This window comes from Microbacterium salsuginis, from assembly GCF_012524205.1.
GTDB lineage: Bacteria > Actinomycetota > Actinomycetes > Actinomycetales > Microbacteriaceae > Microbacterium > Microbacterium salsuginis.
The window spans coordinates 313966-331720 of the sequence record NZ_JABACI010000005.1; the positions used below are offsets into that span (position 1 = coordinate 313966).

Below are 17755 nucleotides of genomic sequence, written 5' to 3' on the forward strand. Positions count from 1 at the left end.
GCCGGGCCGGCTACTCGCCGCCCTTCTCTGCCAGCTTGGCTGCGTCGTCGTGGAGGCGAGCGTTCAGCTCATCGAGATCGTCGGCGAGCACGGCCCGCGCGTCCCTGATGAGGTCGGGATCCAGCTCCACCCCCGGCACGGGGGGAACCGTGTCACTCCAGGTGTCGGGGATCTGGCAAGCCGTGAGCGCCTCCAGGGTCGAGTTGTGCAGCAGGACGTTCGCCACATGCGCGTCGTCCCAGACGCACCGGAACTGCACGTTGCCGATTCCCGCCCCCGGTTTCGCGTCGATGTGGCCGTCGAGCACGGACTCGGCGCCATAGGCCGCCACATCGATCGGAACCGTGATCGTCGTACCCGTTACCTGGTACCAGGACCCGTCGCCGAGAAAGAAGACGTCGCCGTGGTAGACGTTCCACGCGTCGAACTGGACGTAGGACCCGATGGCGCCATAGGGAATGGACGAGTAGTCCGCGAACGTGTACTCGAGCCCCTTCGTGAGGTCGTATCCGTACGAGATCTCGTTGCTGATCTCGATACCTTCCTTGGCCGTCACTCCGGGCGTGAATTCCACTTCCACCTCATAGCTGTACTTCACCCCGAACGTCTCCTCGACGGAGTCGGTCACCTCCCGACTCCAGGTCTTCTCGAATTTCCACTCCTTCGCCTCGGGTCGGCCCTGGGTGTTGGGGTTCGCCTCGATGACCCGCGCCTGCGCTGCATCGGAAACGTGCAGTGCCGGCTCGCCTACGGTTTGGATGCAGCCGTCGCCCCCGTCCCCGCAGGCTTCGGCGATGCCGCGCAGCTTGGCGTCGGCCTGGTTCGTCAGCGTGTCGACGACCGCCATCCGCACTTGGAAGGTCGTGTCGTCGTGGGTGTGAATATTGGGTTTCGACATGGCGGTCGGCTCGCAGGTGAAGGGAGTCCGCTCGACCACCTTCTTGCCGCTGCTGTTCGGGTCACCGAGGAAGATGGAGCAGGTTGCCGAGGGCTCGCTCCCCTGGAGGTACTTGTAGTTCTCGGCCCACCCGTTGATCCAGTACGGTGTCGGCTCACCGTCGAGATGGATGCGGTAGGCGAAGGTCGCCTGCGCATGCGTGTCGGGCTCGGTCTGCGAGACGCCGAACTCCTGCTGCGCCGCCATCCAGGTCAGCTGGCCGCCGTTCGGGATCGTCGCGTAGGGCAGCGCGCGCTGCTCCTCGACCGTCGCGTCGAGCGGGTACCAGGCGGTCCCGTTCATGATGATGCGACGCTGCTGGTTCGCGGTCGAGAACGTGCCCTCGCCGAGCGAGATGCGGGGGCCTTTGCCGTCGTTGCGTACATCGATGATGCCCGTGATCGTCGACCAGTTCAGCGGCGACACGCTCCCGCCCACGAGCACGGCGCCCGAGGCCGTCTGCGCCGATGCGCCTTGACACGCGAAGGGGGTACGGTCCTGTTCGGCGGGCGCCCCGCCCTTCAGGATTTCGCAGTCGGTGCGCACGCTGATCGAGCCGCCGGTGCGGGCGATCGTCGACGTGTACCGCACCTCGTAGTCGGTCTGAGTGCCGTAATCGACCAGGGCCGCCGTGAAGGTGACCGAGTGGTGGCCATCCTCCGGCATCGGATAGTCCCACTGCAGGTAGTGCGTTCCTGCGTCCGACCAGTCAAAGCTCGCCTCAGGGGCGACGTCAGAGTCGTTGTGGCGGTCGGCTGGCTGCACGCCGGACCCGAAGGCGTACTGGAGTTTGAAGCCGGTCGCCGCGGTGGGCACCGCCGCACGAACGATGGAATTCGTCGCCTGGGGCAGCGATGAGGGCTCCGCCGGATCGGGCGCCGGCTGCTCGCCCACCGGGGGCTCCTGCTCTGGGGACTCCGGTGGTGGCGGCTCCGTCGTGGGTGCGGGTGGCACTTCCGTGGCGGGTGACGTCGGCGTCTGGCTCGTCTCCGAGGACGGCGCCGGTGTGGCCTCCTGCGCAGACGCCGCGTTCCCGAAGAGCGTCGCGGCGAGGACCGTGGCAACCCCGATCGCGGCAAGGGACAGGCGCAGCCGCCGCGGGGCTCGGGGCGTCTTCGTGCGATTCATGATCGGGGTTCCTCGATGTCGGGTACGGGGTGTGGATGCGTCGGGACCGGGCCGTGAGGTAGCGGCCCGAAATGCGTGCGAGTCGCGAGATGTGTGGGACCGCCGGGCTGGGTGACGGTCGTCACCCGGTCTCAGCCCGGTACCACTCCTCGAAGGCCTCGAAGGAGGCGCGAAGGGCGGTGGCGGCTGCGGCCGCGTCGCCCGCGGCACCGTCGAGTACGGCATCCTGGACGTCGTCCACCGCTCGGAAGGCGGGCAGGAGCTCGATCAGCACCCCGCCGGCATCGCTCGGGATGTCGATCTGGGCCGCGAGCACGACCTCGGCGAGCGCCTCGGCCATATCACCGGACGCCCGACGCGCCGCACCCCGGTCTTCCGCGGCAATCGCCGACTCGAGCTTGGCGAGCCGCTCCGCAGCGTCCTGGTATGGCGTCGGTGACAGCGCGCGGTCTACGACGACGTCGGCATACGGGCCCGGGTGACCCGCGAGAAGCGGATCGAACGCGGCCAGCGCAGCCTTCTGGTCGCCGTCCGCTACGGCGTCGGCAACGGTGACGACACCTTCAAAAGTCGCCAACCACTTCGCGTAGTCCACGTCGTCGAGCGCTGCATGGTCGAGCGCGGCGGCTGCCGCTTCGAGCGTCGCCGCGGTCACGATCCATGCGTTGCCGAAGTCGTTCTCAAGCCAGTCACCGAGCACCGGCAGCGACAGGGCATACGCCTGTTCGGGGGTGGCCGCGGGTCGCGGCTCGGCGGCGGGCGCGGAAGGCGGCGAGTCCGCCGCGTTGGGCTCCGTCTGTGCGCGGAGCGACCCCGCGACGCCTAGGCCGATCAGGACGACGACCGCGAGCACTGCGACGCCCGCCGCGATGAGCCACCATCGCATTCTGCGGGGCGCAGGGGTATCGATCATGGATCGACGGTAGCCACCGCGTGTGCCCGCTCTCAATGGACTCAGGTCTCTAGATCCCTCGCACGGCGGCGCGCACCCCTTCGGTCGTTCCTCCCGCTCATCGACGTGCTCCTCCCTGCCTGCCGGGTGCCGTGACGCTCGGAAGCAACGTCTTCGTGCGGTTAGCCTGCGATCCACGGCGTCCGCGATCTCGGCGAAGGGAAGGTCACCGCGCATTCGACGTCAGACGCCATCCGGCGGACGCTCGCTGCGCACTGCCCTCGAGCTGGAGCAGTCCCAGAACCCCCTCTGTGTCGGCCGGCGTCATACCAGCGCGGCGGGCGATGTCCGAGGCATCCCGCCACGTCCGCGTGCTGAGAGCGTCTCGGACGCGGGTGGTGTCATCGGTCCGAGGATCCGTCTCTGTGCCGCGCGACGTGGTACTGGCCTCCGGCGGTGCGCACGAGCCACCGGTCATGCCGAGCATCTCGCGTACGTCCTGCGCACCGGTGATGCACGCCGCGCCGAACTCGCGCAGCAGGCGGTGCGTTCCGGCCGATGTCGCCGACGTGATCGGACCGGGCACCGCGCCCAGCTGCCGGGACAGCGCGGCGGCATGACCGGCGGTGTTCAGCGAGCCGCTGCGCCAGCCCGCCTCGACGACGACTGTCGCATCGGCGATCGCCGCAATGAGGCGGTTGCGCTGCAGGAACCGCCATTTGGTCGGCGCCGATCCGCAGGGCACTTCGCTCGCCACCGCACCGGTCGCCACGACATCGTCGATGAGGCGCGTGTGACCCGCGGGGTAGGCACGCTCGGCGCCCCCGGCCAGCAGTGCGACCGTCAGCCCGCCGACTGCCAGCGCAGCCCGGTGCGCCGCGCCATCGATGCCGTACGCGCCCCCGGAGACGACGGGGATGCCTCCCCCGGCGAGATCGGCAGCGAGCTCCATCGCGACGTGATCGCCGTAGGAAGACGCGGCTCGCGCGCCCACCAGCGCAACCGACGGGCGCAGCCGCGTCAGGGCGGCCGGATCGCCCCGCACCCACAGGCACAGCGGCGCATGAACATCGAGATCGTCCAGCTGCGTCGGCCAGGTCGCATCGCGGGCGGTCACGAGCGAGACGTCGCGAGCGTGAGCGATGCGCAGCGCGTCGGCGACGTCCCGGGCTGACAGGCGCGGGAGCCAGCGCTTGCGCGCGTCGGCGCGCTCGCGCCCGGTCAGCTCCGGCAGGGGCGCGTCCTCGACCACTGCGCGCAGCGCGGCCGCGGCACCGCGGGAGGCGACGACACGGTGCGCGATGGAATCGCCGGGCTCGGTCAGATGGCACCAGACCACCGTGGCGTAACGATCGGCAGCGGAGGTGGCATCCCCCGGAGGCTCCTCGAACAACGAGAGCGCGCTCCGTGCGGCTTCCGGGGAGCAGTCGAACGTGGTCACAAGGCGATTCCCTTCTTGAGGTAGAGAGCGCGTCCGATGTGGTCCACGCCGAGCTGCGTACGGCCCTCGAGATCGGCGAGCGACCAAGCGACGCGGAGGACACGATCGAATCCACGCAGCGTCAGTGCGCCGCGGTGCAGCGCCGCATCGAGCGGCCGCCGAACGGTGGGAGACGGAGCGGCCGGTCCTTCACGAAGCCACGTGCCCGGCACGTCCGCGTTCACCCGCCAGGGTGTGCCCGACAAGCGCGCGGCGGCGCGCTCCCGCGCCTCGGCGACCCGCTGGCGGGCCGCCGCCGTCGAGAGCTGGGAGGAGGGCGACGATCGGTGCGCCACCGACACGCGGGAGAGCGTGAGTTCGATGTCCATGCGATCCAGGAGCGGTCCGGACAGTCTGCCGAGGTAGCGACGGATCGCCGCCGGAGGGCAGGTGCACGTTCCGCCTCGGATGCCGTAATCGCCGCACGGACACGGATTCGTCGCCAGGACGAGCTGGAATCGGGCCGGATACCGGGCGCTCGTGCCGGAGCGGTGGATCGTGATCGCCCCGATCTCGAGCGGCTGCCGGAGGGCGTCCAGCGCGCTGGCCTGGAACTCACCGGCCTCGTCGAGGAACAGCACGCCCTCCGATGCGCGAGCGATGGCACCCGGTCGCAGCACGCGGGAGCCGCCCCCCACGAGCGCCGCCACGCTGGCACTGTGGTGAGGTGCCTCGAACGGCGGCGTTCGAGAGAGCTCGACCACGCGCGCGCCGGTGAGGCTGCGGATCGACGCGCTCATCAGCGCGGCGCGGTCATCGAGCTCGGGGAGGATGCCGGGCAGCCGGCGGGCCAGCATGGTCTTGCCCGCGCCGGGTGGTCCGCACATGAGGAGGTGATGGCCTCCGGCGGCCGCGACGACGAGCGCCTCGACCGCGTCGGGCTGGCCGATCACGTCGGCGAGATCCAGCTGCTCCGCCGACGGCGCGTCGTCATCGGGCAGGGCCACCGGTGCCTCGTCGCGGACATCGACCTCCGCGCCGTGCCAGGCGACGACCTCGCCCAGGTTGGTCGCCGCGAGCACCTCGATGTCGTCGACGAGTCGAGCCTCAGGTCCGTTGGCATGTGGCACCACGACCCGTCGATGGCCGTCGCGGCGCGCCGCGACCACCGCGGGCAGGATGCCGGGGACCGGACGCAGCCGCCCGTCCAGGCCGAGTTCGCCCAGATGCACGGTCGAGGCCACGGACGCGGCATCCATCGGCGTCTCGGTCGCCAGCGAAGCCACCGCGATCGCGACGTCGAAGCCTGACCCCTGCTTGGGGAGACTCGCGGGCGAGAGGTTCACGGTCAGCCGTCGGCGCGGCAGCGGCGTCGCACTGTTCGCGCACGCGTTGTGCACCCGCTGGACGGCTTCGTTAAGGGCCTTGTCGGGCAGCCCGATGATCCGGAAGTCGGGTTGCTGGTTCGACAGATCCGCCTCGACCTCGACGCACTCTCCTTCGGCGCCCACGAGGGCGACCGCCCACGTGCGTGCGACGCTCACGGCACTTCCACGTCGACGAGGTGCTCCAGGCGCGCGGTCGCCGGCTCAGCGCCGACCAGGCCGACGGCGTCGATGCGCAGGCGGCGCCCCTGGACCTGATCGCGGTGCGCCCCGGCCCACGCCACGGCCAGCCGCCACAGCCGGGCTCGTTTCCTGGCGTCGAGCGCCTCGAACGGATGACCGTACGCCTCGCCCCGTCGGGTCTTGACCTCGACGACGACGACGGTGGAGGCATCCGCCGCGACCACGTCGATCTCTCCCGCGCGGCACCGCCAGTTGCGGTCGAGAATCTCGAAACCCAGCTGCTCGAGGTAGCGCGCGGCACGATCCTCGCCCGCTCGCCCGAGCACGTCCTTGTCTGCCATGACACGAAGCGTCGCGCGTCAGGGCACGCTCCCGGCCGACGGAAGGCGGGATCCGTTCACACTCCGCGAAGAGGGAGGTGAAACGCCCGCTTGTGGAGGAGCCGCCGATCCCCCGCTCGCCCGGGCTCAGGTGTCGAGCGACAGCTCTTCGGGAAGGTGGAAGTCACGACGCGTCAGCTCTTCGACGTTGACGTCCTTGAAGGTGAGGACCCGTACGGATTTCACGAAGCGGTCCGCGCGGTAGATGTCCCAGACCCACACATCGGACATCGAGATCTCGAAGTAGAAGTCGTGCTCGGTGTCGCGGCGCACGACGTTGACCTCGTTCGCGAGGTAGAACCGCCGCTCGGTCTCGATCACGTACTGGAACTGCGAGACGACGTCGCGGTACTCGCGGTACAGCGCGAGCTCGAGCTCACGGTCGTAGTCTTCGAAGACGTCGTCATCCATGGTGGTTCCATCCTATGGGCGCGGAGGGCCCGGCGACCCCCGGGTCCGCGCCTGGCGAACGGTCAGAACAGCGTCGGCGCGTCCGCGATCGACCACGAGGCCCGGTGATGGGCGCTGATGCCGTGCTCGCGGATCGCGTCACGGTGGTCGGGACTGGCGTAGCCCTTGTTGCGCGCCCAGTTGTATGCCGGCAGTTCATCGTGCAGTTCGGTCATGAGCGCATCGCGCGCGACCTTTGCGATGACGGATGCCGCGGCGGCCGACGCGCAGTCGCGGTCGGCCTTGATCACCGGCCTCACGTTCAGGTCCCAGCCGCCGGCGGGGCTGATGTAGTCGTAGTTGCCGTCGAGGATCACGATCGCATCCTGCGGCACCACGCCGTGCGCCTGAAGGTCGGCCAGCGCCCGCAGCGAGGCCAGGCCCAGAGCCCGCATGATGCCGATCTCGTCGATCTCGGCAGAACTGGCCCAGCCGACGGCACTGGCACTGACCCACGATGCGGCGCGGGCTGCGACATCCGCCCGGCGCAGCTCGGGAACCAGCTTGGAGTCCCGCAGCCCCTGCGGGACGCGCTTGCGGGAGCGCGGTGCGTCGATCACCGCGGCGCCGACGGCGACCGGCCCGGCCAGCGCGCCGCGGCCGACCTCATCGCATGCGATGACGAGCGCATGCTCACGCAGGAGCCTGCGCTCGAGCGTGAGTCGCGGCTCGGCCACGGTCATGGCGCGGCGTCCTCCTTGTCGGGAGTGCTCCCGGATGCTTCGTCGGGAACACCGGAGAAGACGTCGTGGTGGAAGTCGAGCAGGCCGAACCTGTCGAGGGGCCATGTCACGAGGAACGCACGCCCCACCACGTTCTCCAGCGGCACGAAGCCCTTGCCTGGCTGATCGGTGTTGTAGCGGGAGTCCTTGGAGCTGTAGCGGTTGTCGCCCAGCACCCACAGGCTCTCCTCCGGCACGACGACGTCGAACGGGTCGCGCGAGGCGGCCGATTCGCCGGAGGGGACCTGGATGTAGGCGCTCTCGTCGATGGGCACCCCGTTGACCGTGATCTGGCCGATGGCGTTGCAGCACACGACGTGGTCGCCCGGCAGGCCGATGATGCGCTTCACGAGGTGGTCGTCGCTGTCTGGGGCCGCGAGACCGACCAAGGACAGCACCCACTCGACGGCCTCGACCACGGGCGGACGGGCCTCGCCGGTGCTCGGCGGCAGCCAGCCGCCCGGATCCTGGAAGACGACGATGTCGCCGCGCTCGTAGGCGCCGAACCGGGGCGTGATCTCGTCGACGAGGATCCTGTCGTCGACGTGGAGCGTCTCCTCCATCGAGCCGGACGGGATGTAGAACGAGCGCACCAGGAAGGTCTTCACCAGGAACGACACCAGGACCGCGATCAGGATGATCACGATGACGTCCCGGAGGAAGACGATCCACCCTCGCCGTCGGGGCTGGGTCGTCGCCTGCGCTCCCTGTCCCGGAGCGGGCGCCGGTTCGGCGGGGGCCGACTTCTCGGTGGTCATGCAGGTTCCTTCACCGGGCGCGCCGTGGGTCGACGAGCCTGAAACAAGGGTCGCACATTCCCGGCGCGCGCGATGCCCGCGACGGCCGATCGGGTGACGGCGAAACGACGAAGCCCCGGACCTCAGGGTCCGGGGCTTCGCGGGAAGGGCGTCAGTTGTCGCGCTTCTCCTTGATCTTGGCCTTCTTGCCGCGAAGGTTGCGGAGGTAGTAGAGCTTCGCGCGGCGCACGTCACCGCGCGTGACGACCTCGATGTGGTCGATGACCGGGGAGTGCACGGGGAAGGTGCGCTCCACGCCGACCTGGAAGCTGATCTTGCGGACCGTGAAGGTCTCGCGCACACCGTCGCCCGAGCGTCCGAGGACGACGCCCTGGAACACCTGGATACGAGAACGGTTGCCTTCGGTGATGTTGACGTGCACCTTCACGGTGTCGCCGGGACCGAACTTGGGGATGTCGGAGCGGAGCGAAGCCGCATCGACGGCGTCGAGGATCTGCATGATCGTCTCTCTCTGCGGCCGCCACAGGTCGACCGCGGGATGAAGGAAAAAGGATGTCGTGTGCCCGATGCCACCCACGCAGCGGCGGATGGACTGGCTCCCCTGAGGCAGAGCCTGTCAGGGCACAAAGATCTATTCTGCCATGGATGGCGCACCCGGCCAAAACACGGTCAGGGCTTCGGCGGCGACTGCCTCTCGGTGACGATGTACACGTCCCGTTCGGCCGGCTCGGCCCGCTCGGCCGGCGGTGGGAGGAAGGCGGCACCTCCGGACGTGTGCATCACCAGCCGCGACGGCCGGGCCTCGCTCCACAGCTGCCACAGGGCGAGCCAGAACAGCGCCACCCCGACGAGGATCGCCACCACCATCACCGGAGCCCACCAGTTCTCGGCGAAGAAACCGAGGGAGATCACCAGGGCGTGCCACACGGTGAACCCGAGCACGTCCCACCACGACACCGCCCGGTGGGCCCGCACCGTGCCGCGGGCGCGCACGAGAAGCGTCAGCAGGAGCTGCCACACGAAGACGCCGGGGATGGCGAGGAAGAGCACCCAGAGGAACGCCCAGCCGCCGGCGTTGAAGATCGCCCACCCCACGAGCAGCCACAGCGGCAGAACGAAGGCGGCGGGAATGAGCCAGCCGAAGAACGCACGACGCACCCACATGGCTTCGATCGTACGCCTGTCGCGCCGCTCGGGTGCCCGAGCGGAGGCGGCGCGGAGCATCCTCACAGCCCGCCGCCCTCTCGTCCGACAGAATAGAAGGGACCGAGAGGACTCCCCCGATGATCGAGTTGCGCACGCCTGCCGAGATCGAGGCCATGCGCCCCGCGGGGCGGTTCGTCGCCGAGACCCTGGCGACGCTGCGCGACGAGACGAAGGTGGGCACCAACCTGCTCGCGATCGACCGTCGCGCCCATGAGCTGATCCGCCGCGCCGGTGCCGAGTCGTGCTACATCGACTACCACCCGTCCTTCGGCGCCAGGCCGTTCGGCAAGGTCATCTGCACCTCGATCAACGACGCCGTCCTCCACGGGCTGCCGTACGACTACGCGCTGCGCGACGGCGATCTCGTGACGCTCGACTTCGCGGTCTCGATCGACGGCTGGGTCGCCGACTCGGCGGTCTCGTTCGTCGTCGGAACACCCCGCGACGAGGACCTCGCGCTCATCGACACCACCCAGCGCGCGCTGGATGCCGCGATCGCCGCCGCAACGACCGCCCACCGCATCGGCGACATCTCGGCGGCGATCGCCGAGGTCGCTCACGCCGACGGCTACTCGATCAACACCGACTTCGGCGGTCACGGCGTCGGGCGCGTGATGCACGGCGATCCGCACGTGCCCAACGACGGCAAGCCCGGACGCGGGTATCCGCTGCGCGCGGGACTCGTGGTCGCGCTCGAGCCGTGGTTCCTGCAGACGACGGACGAGCTCATCACCGATCCGGACGGGTGGACCCTGCGATCAGCCGATGGTTCACGGGGAGCTCACTCCGAGCACACCGTCGCGGTGACCGACGGCGCGCCGATCGTGCTGACCGATCGGTCGTGGCTCGGCGTGGACTGACCCGGGCGGGGCCGCGTCTCGACTCAGGGTCTGCGCAGCTCGCCCTCAGGTCCGCACCTGAGCCGACGGCGCGTGGGCCGGCGCGCGCTGTGCCGCGAGTGCGGCGAGGGACGCCGCGACCGAGTGGTCGGGTTCGGCCGCTCGGCGCGGATGCTCGCTCAGCACGATGGTCGACTTCGCCTCGAGCCGGACCACGTCGCCCGGCTTGACGGGCTGCGAGTCCGCGCGCTCGCCGGACGTGTCGACCACGACCTCCCAGTCGGGACTGTGCTCCACCACGGGGATGTGGAAGTCGATGATGTCGTCCCCCGCGTTGAACAGCACGATGAAGTGGCGGTCGCGGATCGCCTCGCCTCGCCGGTCGCGTTCGCTGATGCCCGCGCCGTTGAGGAAGACGCCGATCGCCCGGCCGAAACCGGAGTCCCAGTCCTCGGGCCGCATCAGCGTGCCGTCAGGGCGCAGCCACGCGATGTCGGGCAAGGCGTCGCCGGTCTCGCGGACCGGCCGGCCCTCGAAGAACCGGCGGCGGCGGAACGTCGGGTGGCCGCGCCGCAGTCGGGCCAGTGCGGCCGTGAACTCCAGCAGCGGGCGATCGGCGGCATCCCAATCGATCCACGTCGTCTCGTTGTCCTGCGCGTAGCCGTTGTTGTTCCCGCCCTGCGTGCGCCCGATCTCGTCTCCGTGCAAGAGCATGGGCACCCCCTGCGACAGCAGGAGCGTGGTGAGGAAGTTGCGCTGCTGGCGGGCACGCAGCGTGAGCACCGACGGATCGTCCGTGGGTCCTTCGACGCCGAAGTTGTAGGACCGGTTGTCGTCTGCGCCGTCTCTGCCCTCTTCGCCGTTCGCGTCGTTGTGCTTGTCGTTGTACGAGACGAGGTCTCGCAGCGTGAAGCCGTCATGGGCGGTGACGAAGTTGACGGATGCCACCGGCCGGCGTCCGGAGTGCTCGTACAGGTCTGCCGACCCGGTCAGACGTGAGGCGAACTCGCCGAGCGCCTGCGGCTCACCCCGCCAGAAGTCACGGACCGTGTCGCGGTACTTGCCGTTCCACTCGGTCCATTGCGGGGGGAAGTTGCCGACCTGGTAGCCGCCGGGGCCGACATCCCACGGCTCGGCGATGAGCTTGACCTGTGAGACCACCGGATCCTGCTGCACCAGTTCGAAGAAGGCCGAGAGGCGATCCACGTCGTAGAACTCGCGCGCCAACGCGGAGGCAAGGTCGAACCGGAAGCCGTCGACGTGCATGTCGAGCACCCAGTAGCGCAGCGAGTCCATGATCAGCTGCAGCGAGTGCGGGTTGCGCACGTTGAGGCTGTTCCCGGTGCCCGTGTAGTCGGTGTAGAACCGCCGGTCTTCCTCGTCGAGCTTGTAGTACGCCGCGTTGTCGATGCCGCGCATCGACAGCGTCGGACCGAGATGGTTGCCTTCGGCGGTGTGGTTGTAGACGACGTCGAGGATCACCTCGATCCCCGCGGCGTGCAGGGCCCGGACCATGCCCTTGAACTCCTGCACCTGTTGCCCGCGCTCTCCGGTGGCGGCGTACCCGTTGTGCGGGGCGAAGAACGAGATCGTGTTGTAGCCCCAGTAGTTCGACAGGCCCTTCTCTGCCAGCACCGCGTCGTCGACGAACTGATGGACCGGCATCAGCTCGATCGCCGTCACCCCCACTGCGAGCAGATGGTCGATGATGGCCGGGTGCGCGAGGGCGCTGTACGTCCCGCGCATGTCGTCGGGAATCGCGGGATGCCGCTGCGTGAGGCCGCGCACGTGGGCTTCGTAGATCAGCGTCTCGGAGTACGGGGTGTCGGGTCTGCGGTCGCCCGCCCAGTCGAAGAACGGGTTGACCACCACGCCCTTCATCATGTCGGCCGCCGAATCGTCGTCGTTGCGGGAGTCGGGCTCGCCGAACGTGTAGCCGTAGACCGGCTGGCCCCACGCGATCCGACCCTCCACCGCCTTCGCGTACGGGTCCAGCAGCAGCTTGGCGGGATTGAACCGCAGCCCGTTCGCGGGGTCGAACGGTCCGTGGACCCGGTATCCGTAGCGCTGGCCGGGCTGGATGTTCGGCACGTACGCGTGCCAGACGAACGCGTCGACCTCGACCACGTCGATCCGGGTCTCGCCACCCTGCTCGTCGAAGAGACAGAGCTCCACGCGCTCGGCACCCTCGCTGAACAGGGCGAAGTTCGTGCCGCTTCCGTCGAATGTCGCCCCGAGTGGATAGGCCGAACCTGGCCACGTTTGCATCGCCATCCCCCGTGTCTGGTGCGCGTCTTCCTGTCCGCAACCCTACCGACGCGGGCCGCTCCCGCTGAGCCTGCGTCCTCACATCAGGGCTCGCGGCGCTGTGAGCGAAACGTTCGCTCGAGGTAACCGCAGCCCGCCGGGTGAGGAAACACCCGGCCCCTAGCGTCGCTGTCACCGAGAGACCCCCGTCGATCAGGAGATGCCATGGACCACCCCGACCGCGTCAAGAGCCCGAAACATGGTGCTGACGCCCCGGCAACATCCCGGGCGTACCGTGACGACATGCGCTCCACCCCTGCCCTCGGCACGCACGTCGTGGTCGTGGGCGCAGGCATGGTCGCGCACCGCTTCGTCGAGAGCCTGCTCAGCCGGGCGGATGGGCAATGGCGGGTGACCCTCATCGGCGAGGAGGACCGGCACCCCTACGACCGCGTGGGCCTGACGAGCTTCTTCGCCGGCGCCTCGACCGACGATCTGACGCTCGATCGCGACGTCCTCGACGATGAGCGTGTGCGGTTCCTCCGCGGCGATGCCGTCGCCCGCATCGACCGAGCGGCTCGGCGCGTCACGACCCGCAGCGGCGTGAGCCTGTCGTACGACCGCCTCGTCCTGGCCACAGGCTCGTACGCCGCACGTCTGGCGGTCGACGGGTTCGGGCTCGAGGGCTGCTTCGTGTACCGCACGCTGGACGATGTCGAGAAGCTCGAGGCGTTCGTGCAACGCCGGTCGGCTGAACTCGGGCGATCGCTCACGGGCACCGTGATCGGCGGTGGGCTCCTCGGGCTGGAAGCCGCCGGCGCGCTGCAGGGACTCGACGTCGAGTGCACCGTCGTGCAGTCCTCCGATCGGCTCATGTCGGCGCAGCTCGACCTGGCCGGAGGAAACGCACTGCGCAGGCTGATCGAGTCACGCGGAATCGCGGTCAAGACCGAGACCATCACCACGCGGCTCGACCCCGACCGGTCAGGGCAGGTGACGGGCCTGGAGTTCCGCGACGGCAGCTACGCGCGCACCGACGTCGTCGTCTTCACGGTCGGCGTGCGCCCGCGCGACGAACTCGCTCGCGCGGCCGAACTGGATGTTCATCCGCGCGGTGGCGTGCTCATCGACGAGGGGTGCCAGACATCCGATCCGCGCGTGCTCGCGATCGGCGAGGTCGCCAACTACGACGGCATGTGCGTCGGCCTCGTGGCGCCCGGATACGCGATGGCAGAAGTCGCCGCCACGCGCCTGCTCGGCGGCGACGCCGCGTTCCCGGGCTACGACCTGTCGACGAAGCTCAAGCTCTCGGGAGTCGACGTGGCGAGCTTCGGCGACGCGTTCGCCGAGACTCCGGGTGCCCTCGACGTGACCTACGCCGACCCGGTGGCGGGCGTGTACAAGAAGCTCGTCCTCTCGGACGACGCGAAGACCCTGCTCGGGGGCATCCTCGTCGGCGACGCCTCGGCGTACGGATCGCTGCGACCGCTCGTCGGCGGCGCGCTCGGCGGCGACCCCGCGGCGTACCTGATGCCCGAGGGCGGCGTCGCAGCGCCGAGCGGCGAGCTCCCCGACGAAGCCCTCGTCTGCTCCTGCAACAGCGTCACCGCGGGAACGATCCGCCACGCGGTGCATGAGGAGGGCTGCACGGACGTCGCGTCCGTCAAAGCGTGCACGAAGGCCGGCGCCGCCTGCGGCTCGTGCGTGATGATGGTGAAGAAGATCGTCGGGAGCGAGCTCGCCAAGTCCGGGGCGGCGCTCAGCAACGCGCTCTGCGAGCACTTCGACATGTCGCGCCGCCAGCTGTTCGACGCGGTCCGGGTCTCGGGCCTCTCGACCTTCAGCAGCGTGATCGAGCGCTTCGGCACGGGGCGCGGCTGCGACATCTGCAAGCCGGCGCTGGCCAGCATCCTCGCGACCCTCGTGGGCAAGCACGTGCTCGATGGTGAGAACGCCACGCTCCAGGACACCAACGACCACGTGATGGCCAACCTGCAGAAGGACGGCAGCTACTCGGTCGTCCCGCGCATACCGGGCGGCGAGATCACCCCGGAGGGCCTGCTCGTCATCGGTCAGGTGGCGAAGGACTTCGGCCTGTACACGAAGATCACCGGCGGCCAGCGCATCGACATGTTCGGGGCGCGCCTGGAACAGCTGCCGGAGATCTGGAAGCAGCTCGTCGACGCCGGGTTCGAGTCGGGACACGCGTACGGCAAGTCCCTGCGCACGGTGAAGTCGTGTGTCGGATCGACGTGGTGCCGGTACGGGGTGCAGGACTCCGTCGGCATGGCGGTCCAGCTCGAGCTGCGCTACCGCGGCCTGCGCTCACCGCACAAGATCAAGCTGGGCGTCTCGGGCTGTGCGCGCGAATGCGCCGAAGCACGAGGAAAGGACGTCGGCGTCATCGCCACCGAGGCCGGCTGGAACATGTACGTCGGCGGCAACGGCGGCTTCACACCCCGCCACGCGGTGCTGCTCGCCGAGGGGCTGAGCGACGCCGAGCTCCTCACCGCGATCGACCGGTTCCTGATGTACTACATCTTCACCGCGGACAGGCTTCAGCGAACGGCGCCGTGGTTCGAAGATCTGGACGGCGGGATCGAGGGTCTCCGCTCAGTCATCTTCGACGACAGCCTGGGCATCTGCGCCGACCTCGACGCCGCCATGGCCGGTCATGTGGACGCCTACCAGGACGAGTGGAAGGCGACGCTGGAGGATCCCGAGAAGCTCCGCCGGTTCGCGTCGTTCGTCAATGCGCCGCGGACACCCGATCCTTCTCTCGCCTATACCGCGGAGCGCGGACAGCCCCGCCCCGCCACAGAGCAGGAACGTGCGGATGCCGGGGTCCTCATCGCCGGCACGACCCTGGAGGTGCGCAGATGACGCTCGTCGACCCGCAGACGGACGAGACCGTGACGCCACCCGGCTGGGTCCGGGTCTGCGCGATCGACGATCTCGAGGTCGAGCGAGGGCGCGCTGCCCTCCTCGGCGGCACGCAGATCGCCCTGTTCCTGCTCGCCAGCGGTCGCGTGCACGCGGTGTCGAACTTCGATCCGTACAGCCGCGCGAACGTGATCTCTCGCGGCATCGTCGGAACCAGACAGAATGCCCCGACGGTGGCTTCGCCGATGTTCAAGCAGGTGTTCGATCTGCGCACCGGCGCGTGCCTGGACACGCAAGGGAAGGAGCCGATCGCGCTCCACGTGTGGCCGGTCGCGGTGGAGGACGGGAACGTCCTGGTGCGATGGGAGGGCGACCGGTGAACCCGGCGGCGATCGGACGCGTCGACCTCGTCGGCGGCGGCCCCGGCCCGATCGACCTCATGACGGTGCGCGCGTGGCGGCTGCTCATGCGTGCGGACGTCGTGGTGATGGATCGGCTCGGGCCGACGGATGTGCGGGATCACCTCGATCCCGGCGTCGAGGTGATCGACGTCGGAAAGCTGCCCGGCCACCATCCGGTCCCTCAGGACGAGATCAATGCCATCCTCGTCGACCGGGCCCGGGCCGGCAGGCGCGTGGTGCGTCTGAAGGGCGGCGACCCCTTCGTCTTCGGCCGCGGCGGCGAGGAGCTGACGGCGTGCGTCGCCGCGGGCATCCCCGTCGACGTCGTGCCCGGCATCACGAGTGCCGTCGCCGTGCCGGAGGCGGCAGGGATTCCCGTGACGCACCGGGGTGTGGCATCCGCGGTCCACATCGTCAACGGCCAGTCCGAGATGACCCCGGCCACCCTCGCGGCCCTGCGCGACGACGCGGTCACCTCGGTCATCCTCATGGGCGTCGGCGCCCTGCCTCGCCTGGTCTCGGACGCCCTGCGTGCGGGCGTCCCCGCGGACCGCCCCATCGCGATCGTCGAGCGCGGGCACCACACCGACCAGCGCACCACGCGCACGACCCTCGGCGCCGTGGTGCTCGAGGCCGGTCGCATCGGCGTGCGCAACCCCGCCGTCATCGTCGTGGGCGAGGTGGCACGCGCCGGAATGCTCGTTCCCGACCTGCTCGCCGCCGGTTCGAGGTCAGGTGGCACATCGCTGTGAACGCTCCACCCGGTACGGCGTCGCCGGATCCGCCCCGTCCCGTCCTTTCGGCCGCGCTCGACGGCTGCGCCATCGTGATCGCCGTCGATCGGCGCTCGCTCGAACTCGCCGCCGCGCTCGAACGGCACGGCGCGCAGGTGCGTCACGCGCCGGCGCTGACGATCATCCCCCACATCGACGACGAATCGCTCATCGCGGCGACCCGCGCGCTCATCGCGCGTCCGCCGGACGTCGTCGTGGCCACCACCGGCGTCGGCTTCCGCGGCTGGATGGAGGCCGCCGACGAGGCCGGGCTCCTGGATGCCCTGCACGCGGCGCTCTCCGGGGCGCAGATCGTCGCCCGCGGACCCAAGGCGCGGGGGGCCATCCAGCAGGCAGGGCTGACGGCCGACTGGGTCGCCGAATCCGAGACCTCGACCGAGCTCGGCGAGTACCTGCTCGCGGAAGGCGTCGCGGGTCGCCGCGTGGCGGTGCAGCACCACGGCTCCGGGGCCGACGGCCTCGATGACCTGTTCGAGCGCCACGGTGCAGATGTGGTCAGTCTCACGGTGTATCGATGGGGCCCGCCCCCGGATGCCGCCGCCGTGTCGCGCTCCGTGGTGGCGTGTGCGCAGGGGGAGGTCGACGCCGTGCTCTTCACCTCCGCCCCCGGCGCCGCCGAATGGCTCGCAGCAGCGGCGCGCGAAGGCGTCCAGGATGCCGTCGTCGATCTGGCCGGACGCGGCCGCCTGCTCATGGCCGCCGTGGGGCCGATCACGGCGGGACCGCTCCGGGATGTCGGCATCGACCCGCTCGTCGCCGAGCGCGGACGCCTCGGCTCGCTCGTGCGCGCGGTGGTGACGCACTTCGGCGGCGGGCACGTGGCGTCCCTCCCCACCGTCGCAGGACGCCTCGAACTGCGCAGCAGCGGCATCGTCCTGGACGGGCGGCACGTGCCGCTCTCGCGCACGGGAACCGAGATCTTCGCTGCGCTGTTCGACGCCGGCGGCGGCGTGGTGTCGCGTCAGCGGCTGCAGAGCGCGCTCCCGCGTTCGGGCGAGAACACCCATGCGGTGGAGATGGCCGTCGCCCGCCTCCGCGAAGCGCTGGGGGTGCCCGACCTGATCAAGACGGTCGTCAAGCGCGGCTACCGGCTCAATGTGCTCGATCCCGCCGAGGCATCCGCGTGAGGA

General features: G+C 69.8%; 16 protein-coding genes. 5 read left to right on the plus strand and 11 right to left on the minus strand.

The window, feature by feature from the left end:
• Window positions 1-10: 10 nt before the first annotated feature.
• From HF576_RS17545 to HF576_RS17590, 10 genes are all read right to left on the minus strand, one after another.
• Complete coding sequence (locus HF576_RS17545; protein WP_168914123.1) at window positions 11-2065, minus strand: hypothetical protein; 2055 nt, start codon at window positions 2063-2065, stop codon at window positions 11-13.
• A gap of 121 nt (window positions 2066-2186) precedes the next feature.
• Entirely contained in the window at window positions 2187-2978 is a 792-nt protein-coding gene (locus HF576_RS17550) for a hypothetical protein (protein ID WP_168914124.1), read from the minus strand.
• 205 nt (window positions 2979-3183) lie between these two features.
• A complete protein-coding gene (dprA, locus tag HF576_RS17555; protein WP_168914125.1) occupies window positions 3184-4398 on the minus strand; it encodes a DNA-processing protein DprA in 1215 nt (404 codons plus the stop codon).
• Complete coding sequence (locus tag HF576_RS17560) at window positions 4395-5921, minus strand: YifB family Mg chelatase-like AAA ATPase (protein ID WP_168914126.1); 1527 nt, start codon at window positions 5919-5921, stop codon at window positions 4395-4397. Before HF576_RS17560 ends, dprA begins: the two co-directional genes overlap by 4 nt.
• The gene (locus HF576_RS17565) at window positions 5918-6286 is read right to left on the minus strand and encodes a YraN family protein (RefSeq protein ID WP_168914127.1); all 369 of its coding nucleotides are present in this window, start codon (window positions 6284-6286) and stop codon (window positions 5918-5920) included. The genes HF576_RS17560 and HF576_RS17565 overlap by 4 nt, the downstream gene beginning before the upstream one ends.
• A 126-nt stretch (window positions 6287-6412) precedes the next feature.
• Entirely contained in the window at window positions 6413-6736 is a 324-nt protein-coding gene (locus HF576_RS17570; RefSeq protein ID WP_168914128.1) for a DUF2469 family protein, read from the minus strand.
• A gap of 62 nt (window positions 6737-6798) precedes the next feature.
• Window positions 6799-7458: a ribonuclease HII gene (locus HF576_RS17575; RefSeq protein WP_168914129.1), complete on the minus strand. Its 660-nt coding sequence runs from the start codon at window positions 7456-7458 to the stop codon at window positions 6799-6801.
• Entirely contained in the window at window positions 7455-8255 is an 801-nt protein-coding gene (gene lepB, locus HF576_RS17580; RefSeq protein WP_168914130.1) for a signal peptidase I, read from the minus strand. The genes HF576_RS17575 and lepB overlap by 4 nt, the downstream gene beginning before the upstream one ends.
• Before the next feature lie 151 nt (window positions 8256-8406).
• Window positions 8407-8754: a 50S ribosomal protein L19 gene (gene rplS, locus HF576_RS17585; RefSeq protein WP_168914131.1), complete on the minus strand. Its 348-nt coding sequence runs from the start codon at window positions 8752-8754 to the stop codon at window positions 8407-8409.
• 170 nt (window positions 8755-8924) lie between these two features.
• Entirely contained in the window at window positions 8925-9419 is a 495-nt protein-coding gene (locus HF576_RS17590; RefSeq protein ID WP_168914132.1) for an MFS transporter permease, read from the minus strand.
• A 119-nt stretch (window positions 9420-9538) separates the two neighbouring features.
• On the opposite strand from HF576_RS17590, the gene map reads away from it, so the two are divergent.
• Window positions 9539-10321, plus strand: a complete 783-nt coding sequence (map, locus tag HF576_RS17595) for a type I methionyl aminopeptidase (RefSeq protein ID WP_168914133.1) — start codon at window positions 9539-9541, stop codon at window positions 10319-10321.
• A 45-nt stretch (window positions 10322-10366) separates the two neighbouring features.
• Here map and glgX read toward each other — a convergent pair whose 3' ends face one another.
• On the minus strand, window positions 10367-12568 hold the full coding sequence (gene glgX / locus HF576_RS17600; protein WP_168914329.1) for a glycogen debranching protein GlgX: 2202 nt from the start codon (window positions 12566-12568) through the stop codon (window positions 10367-10369).
• A gap of 282 nt (window positions 12569-12850) precedes the next feature.
• Between glgX and nirB the strand changes: the two genes are divergently transcribed.
• From nirB to HF576_RS17620, 4 genes are read left to right on the plus strand one after another with little or no spacing between them, the layout of a single operon-like run.
• Window positions 12851-15430 carry a nitrite reductase large subunit NirB gene (nirB, locus tag HF576_RS17605; protein ID WP_168914134.1) on the plus strand — a complete coding sequence of 860 codons (2580 nt, stop codon included), beginning with the start codon at window positions 12851-12853 and terminating at the stop codon, window positions 15428-15430.
• Window positions 15427-15810 carry a nitrite reductase small subunit NirD gene (gene nirD / locus HF576_RS17610; RefSeq protein WP_168914135.1) on the plus strand — a complete coding sequence of 128 codons (384 nt, stop codon included), beginning with the start codon at window positions 15427-15429 and terminating at the stop codon, window positions 15808-15810. The genes nirB and nirD overlap by 4 nt, the downstream gene beginning before the upstream one ends.
• The gene (gene cobA, locus HF576_RS17615; protein ID WP_168914136.1) at window positions 15792-16583 is read left to right on the plus strand and encodes a uroporphyrinogen-III C-methyltransferase; all 792 of its coding nucleotides are present in this window, start codon (window positions 15792-15794) and stop codon (window positions 16581-16583) included. Before nirD ends, cobA begins: the two co-directional genes overlap by 19 nt.
• Entirely contained in the window at window positions 16580-17752 is a 1173-nt protein-coding gene (locus HF576_RS17620) for a uroporphyrinogen-III synthase (RefSeq protein WP_168914137.1), read from the plus strand. The genes cobA and HF576_RS17620 overlap by 4 nt, the downstream gene beginning before the upstream one ends.
• Window positions 17753-17755 lie beyond the last annotated feature (3 nt).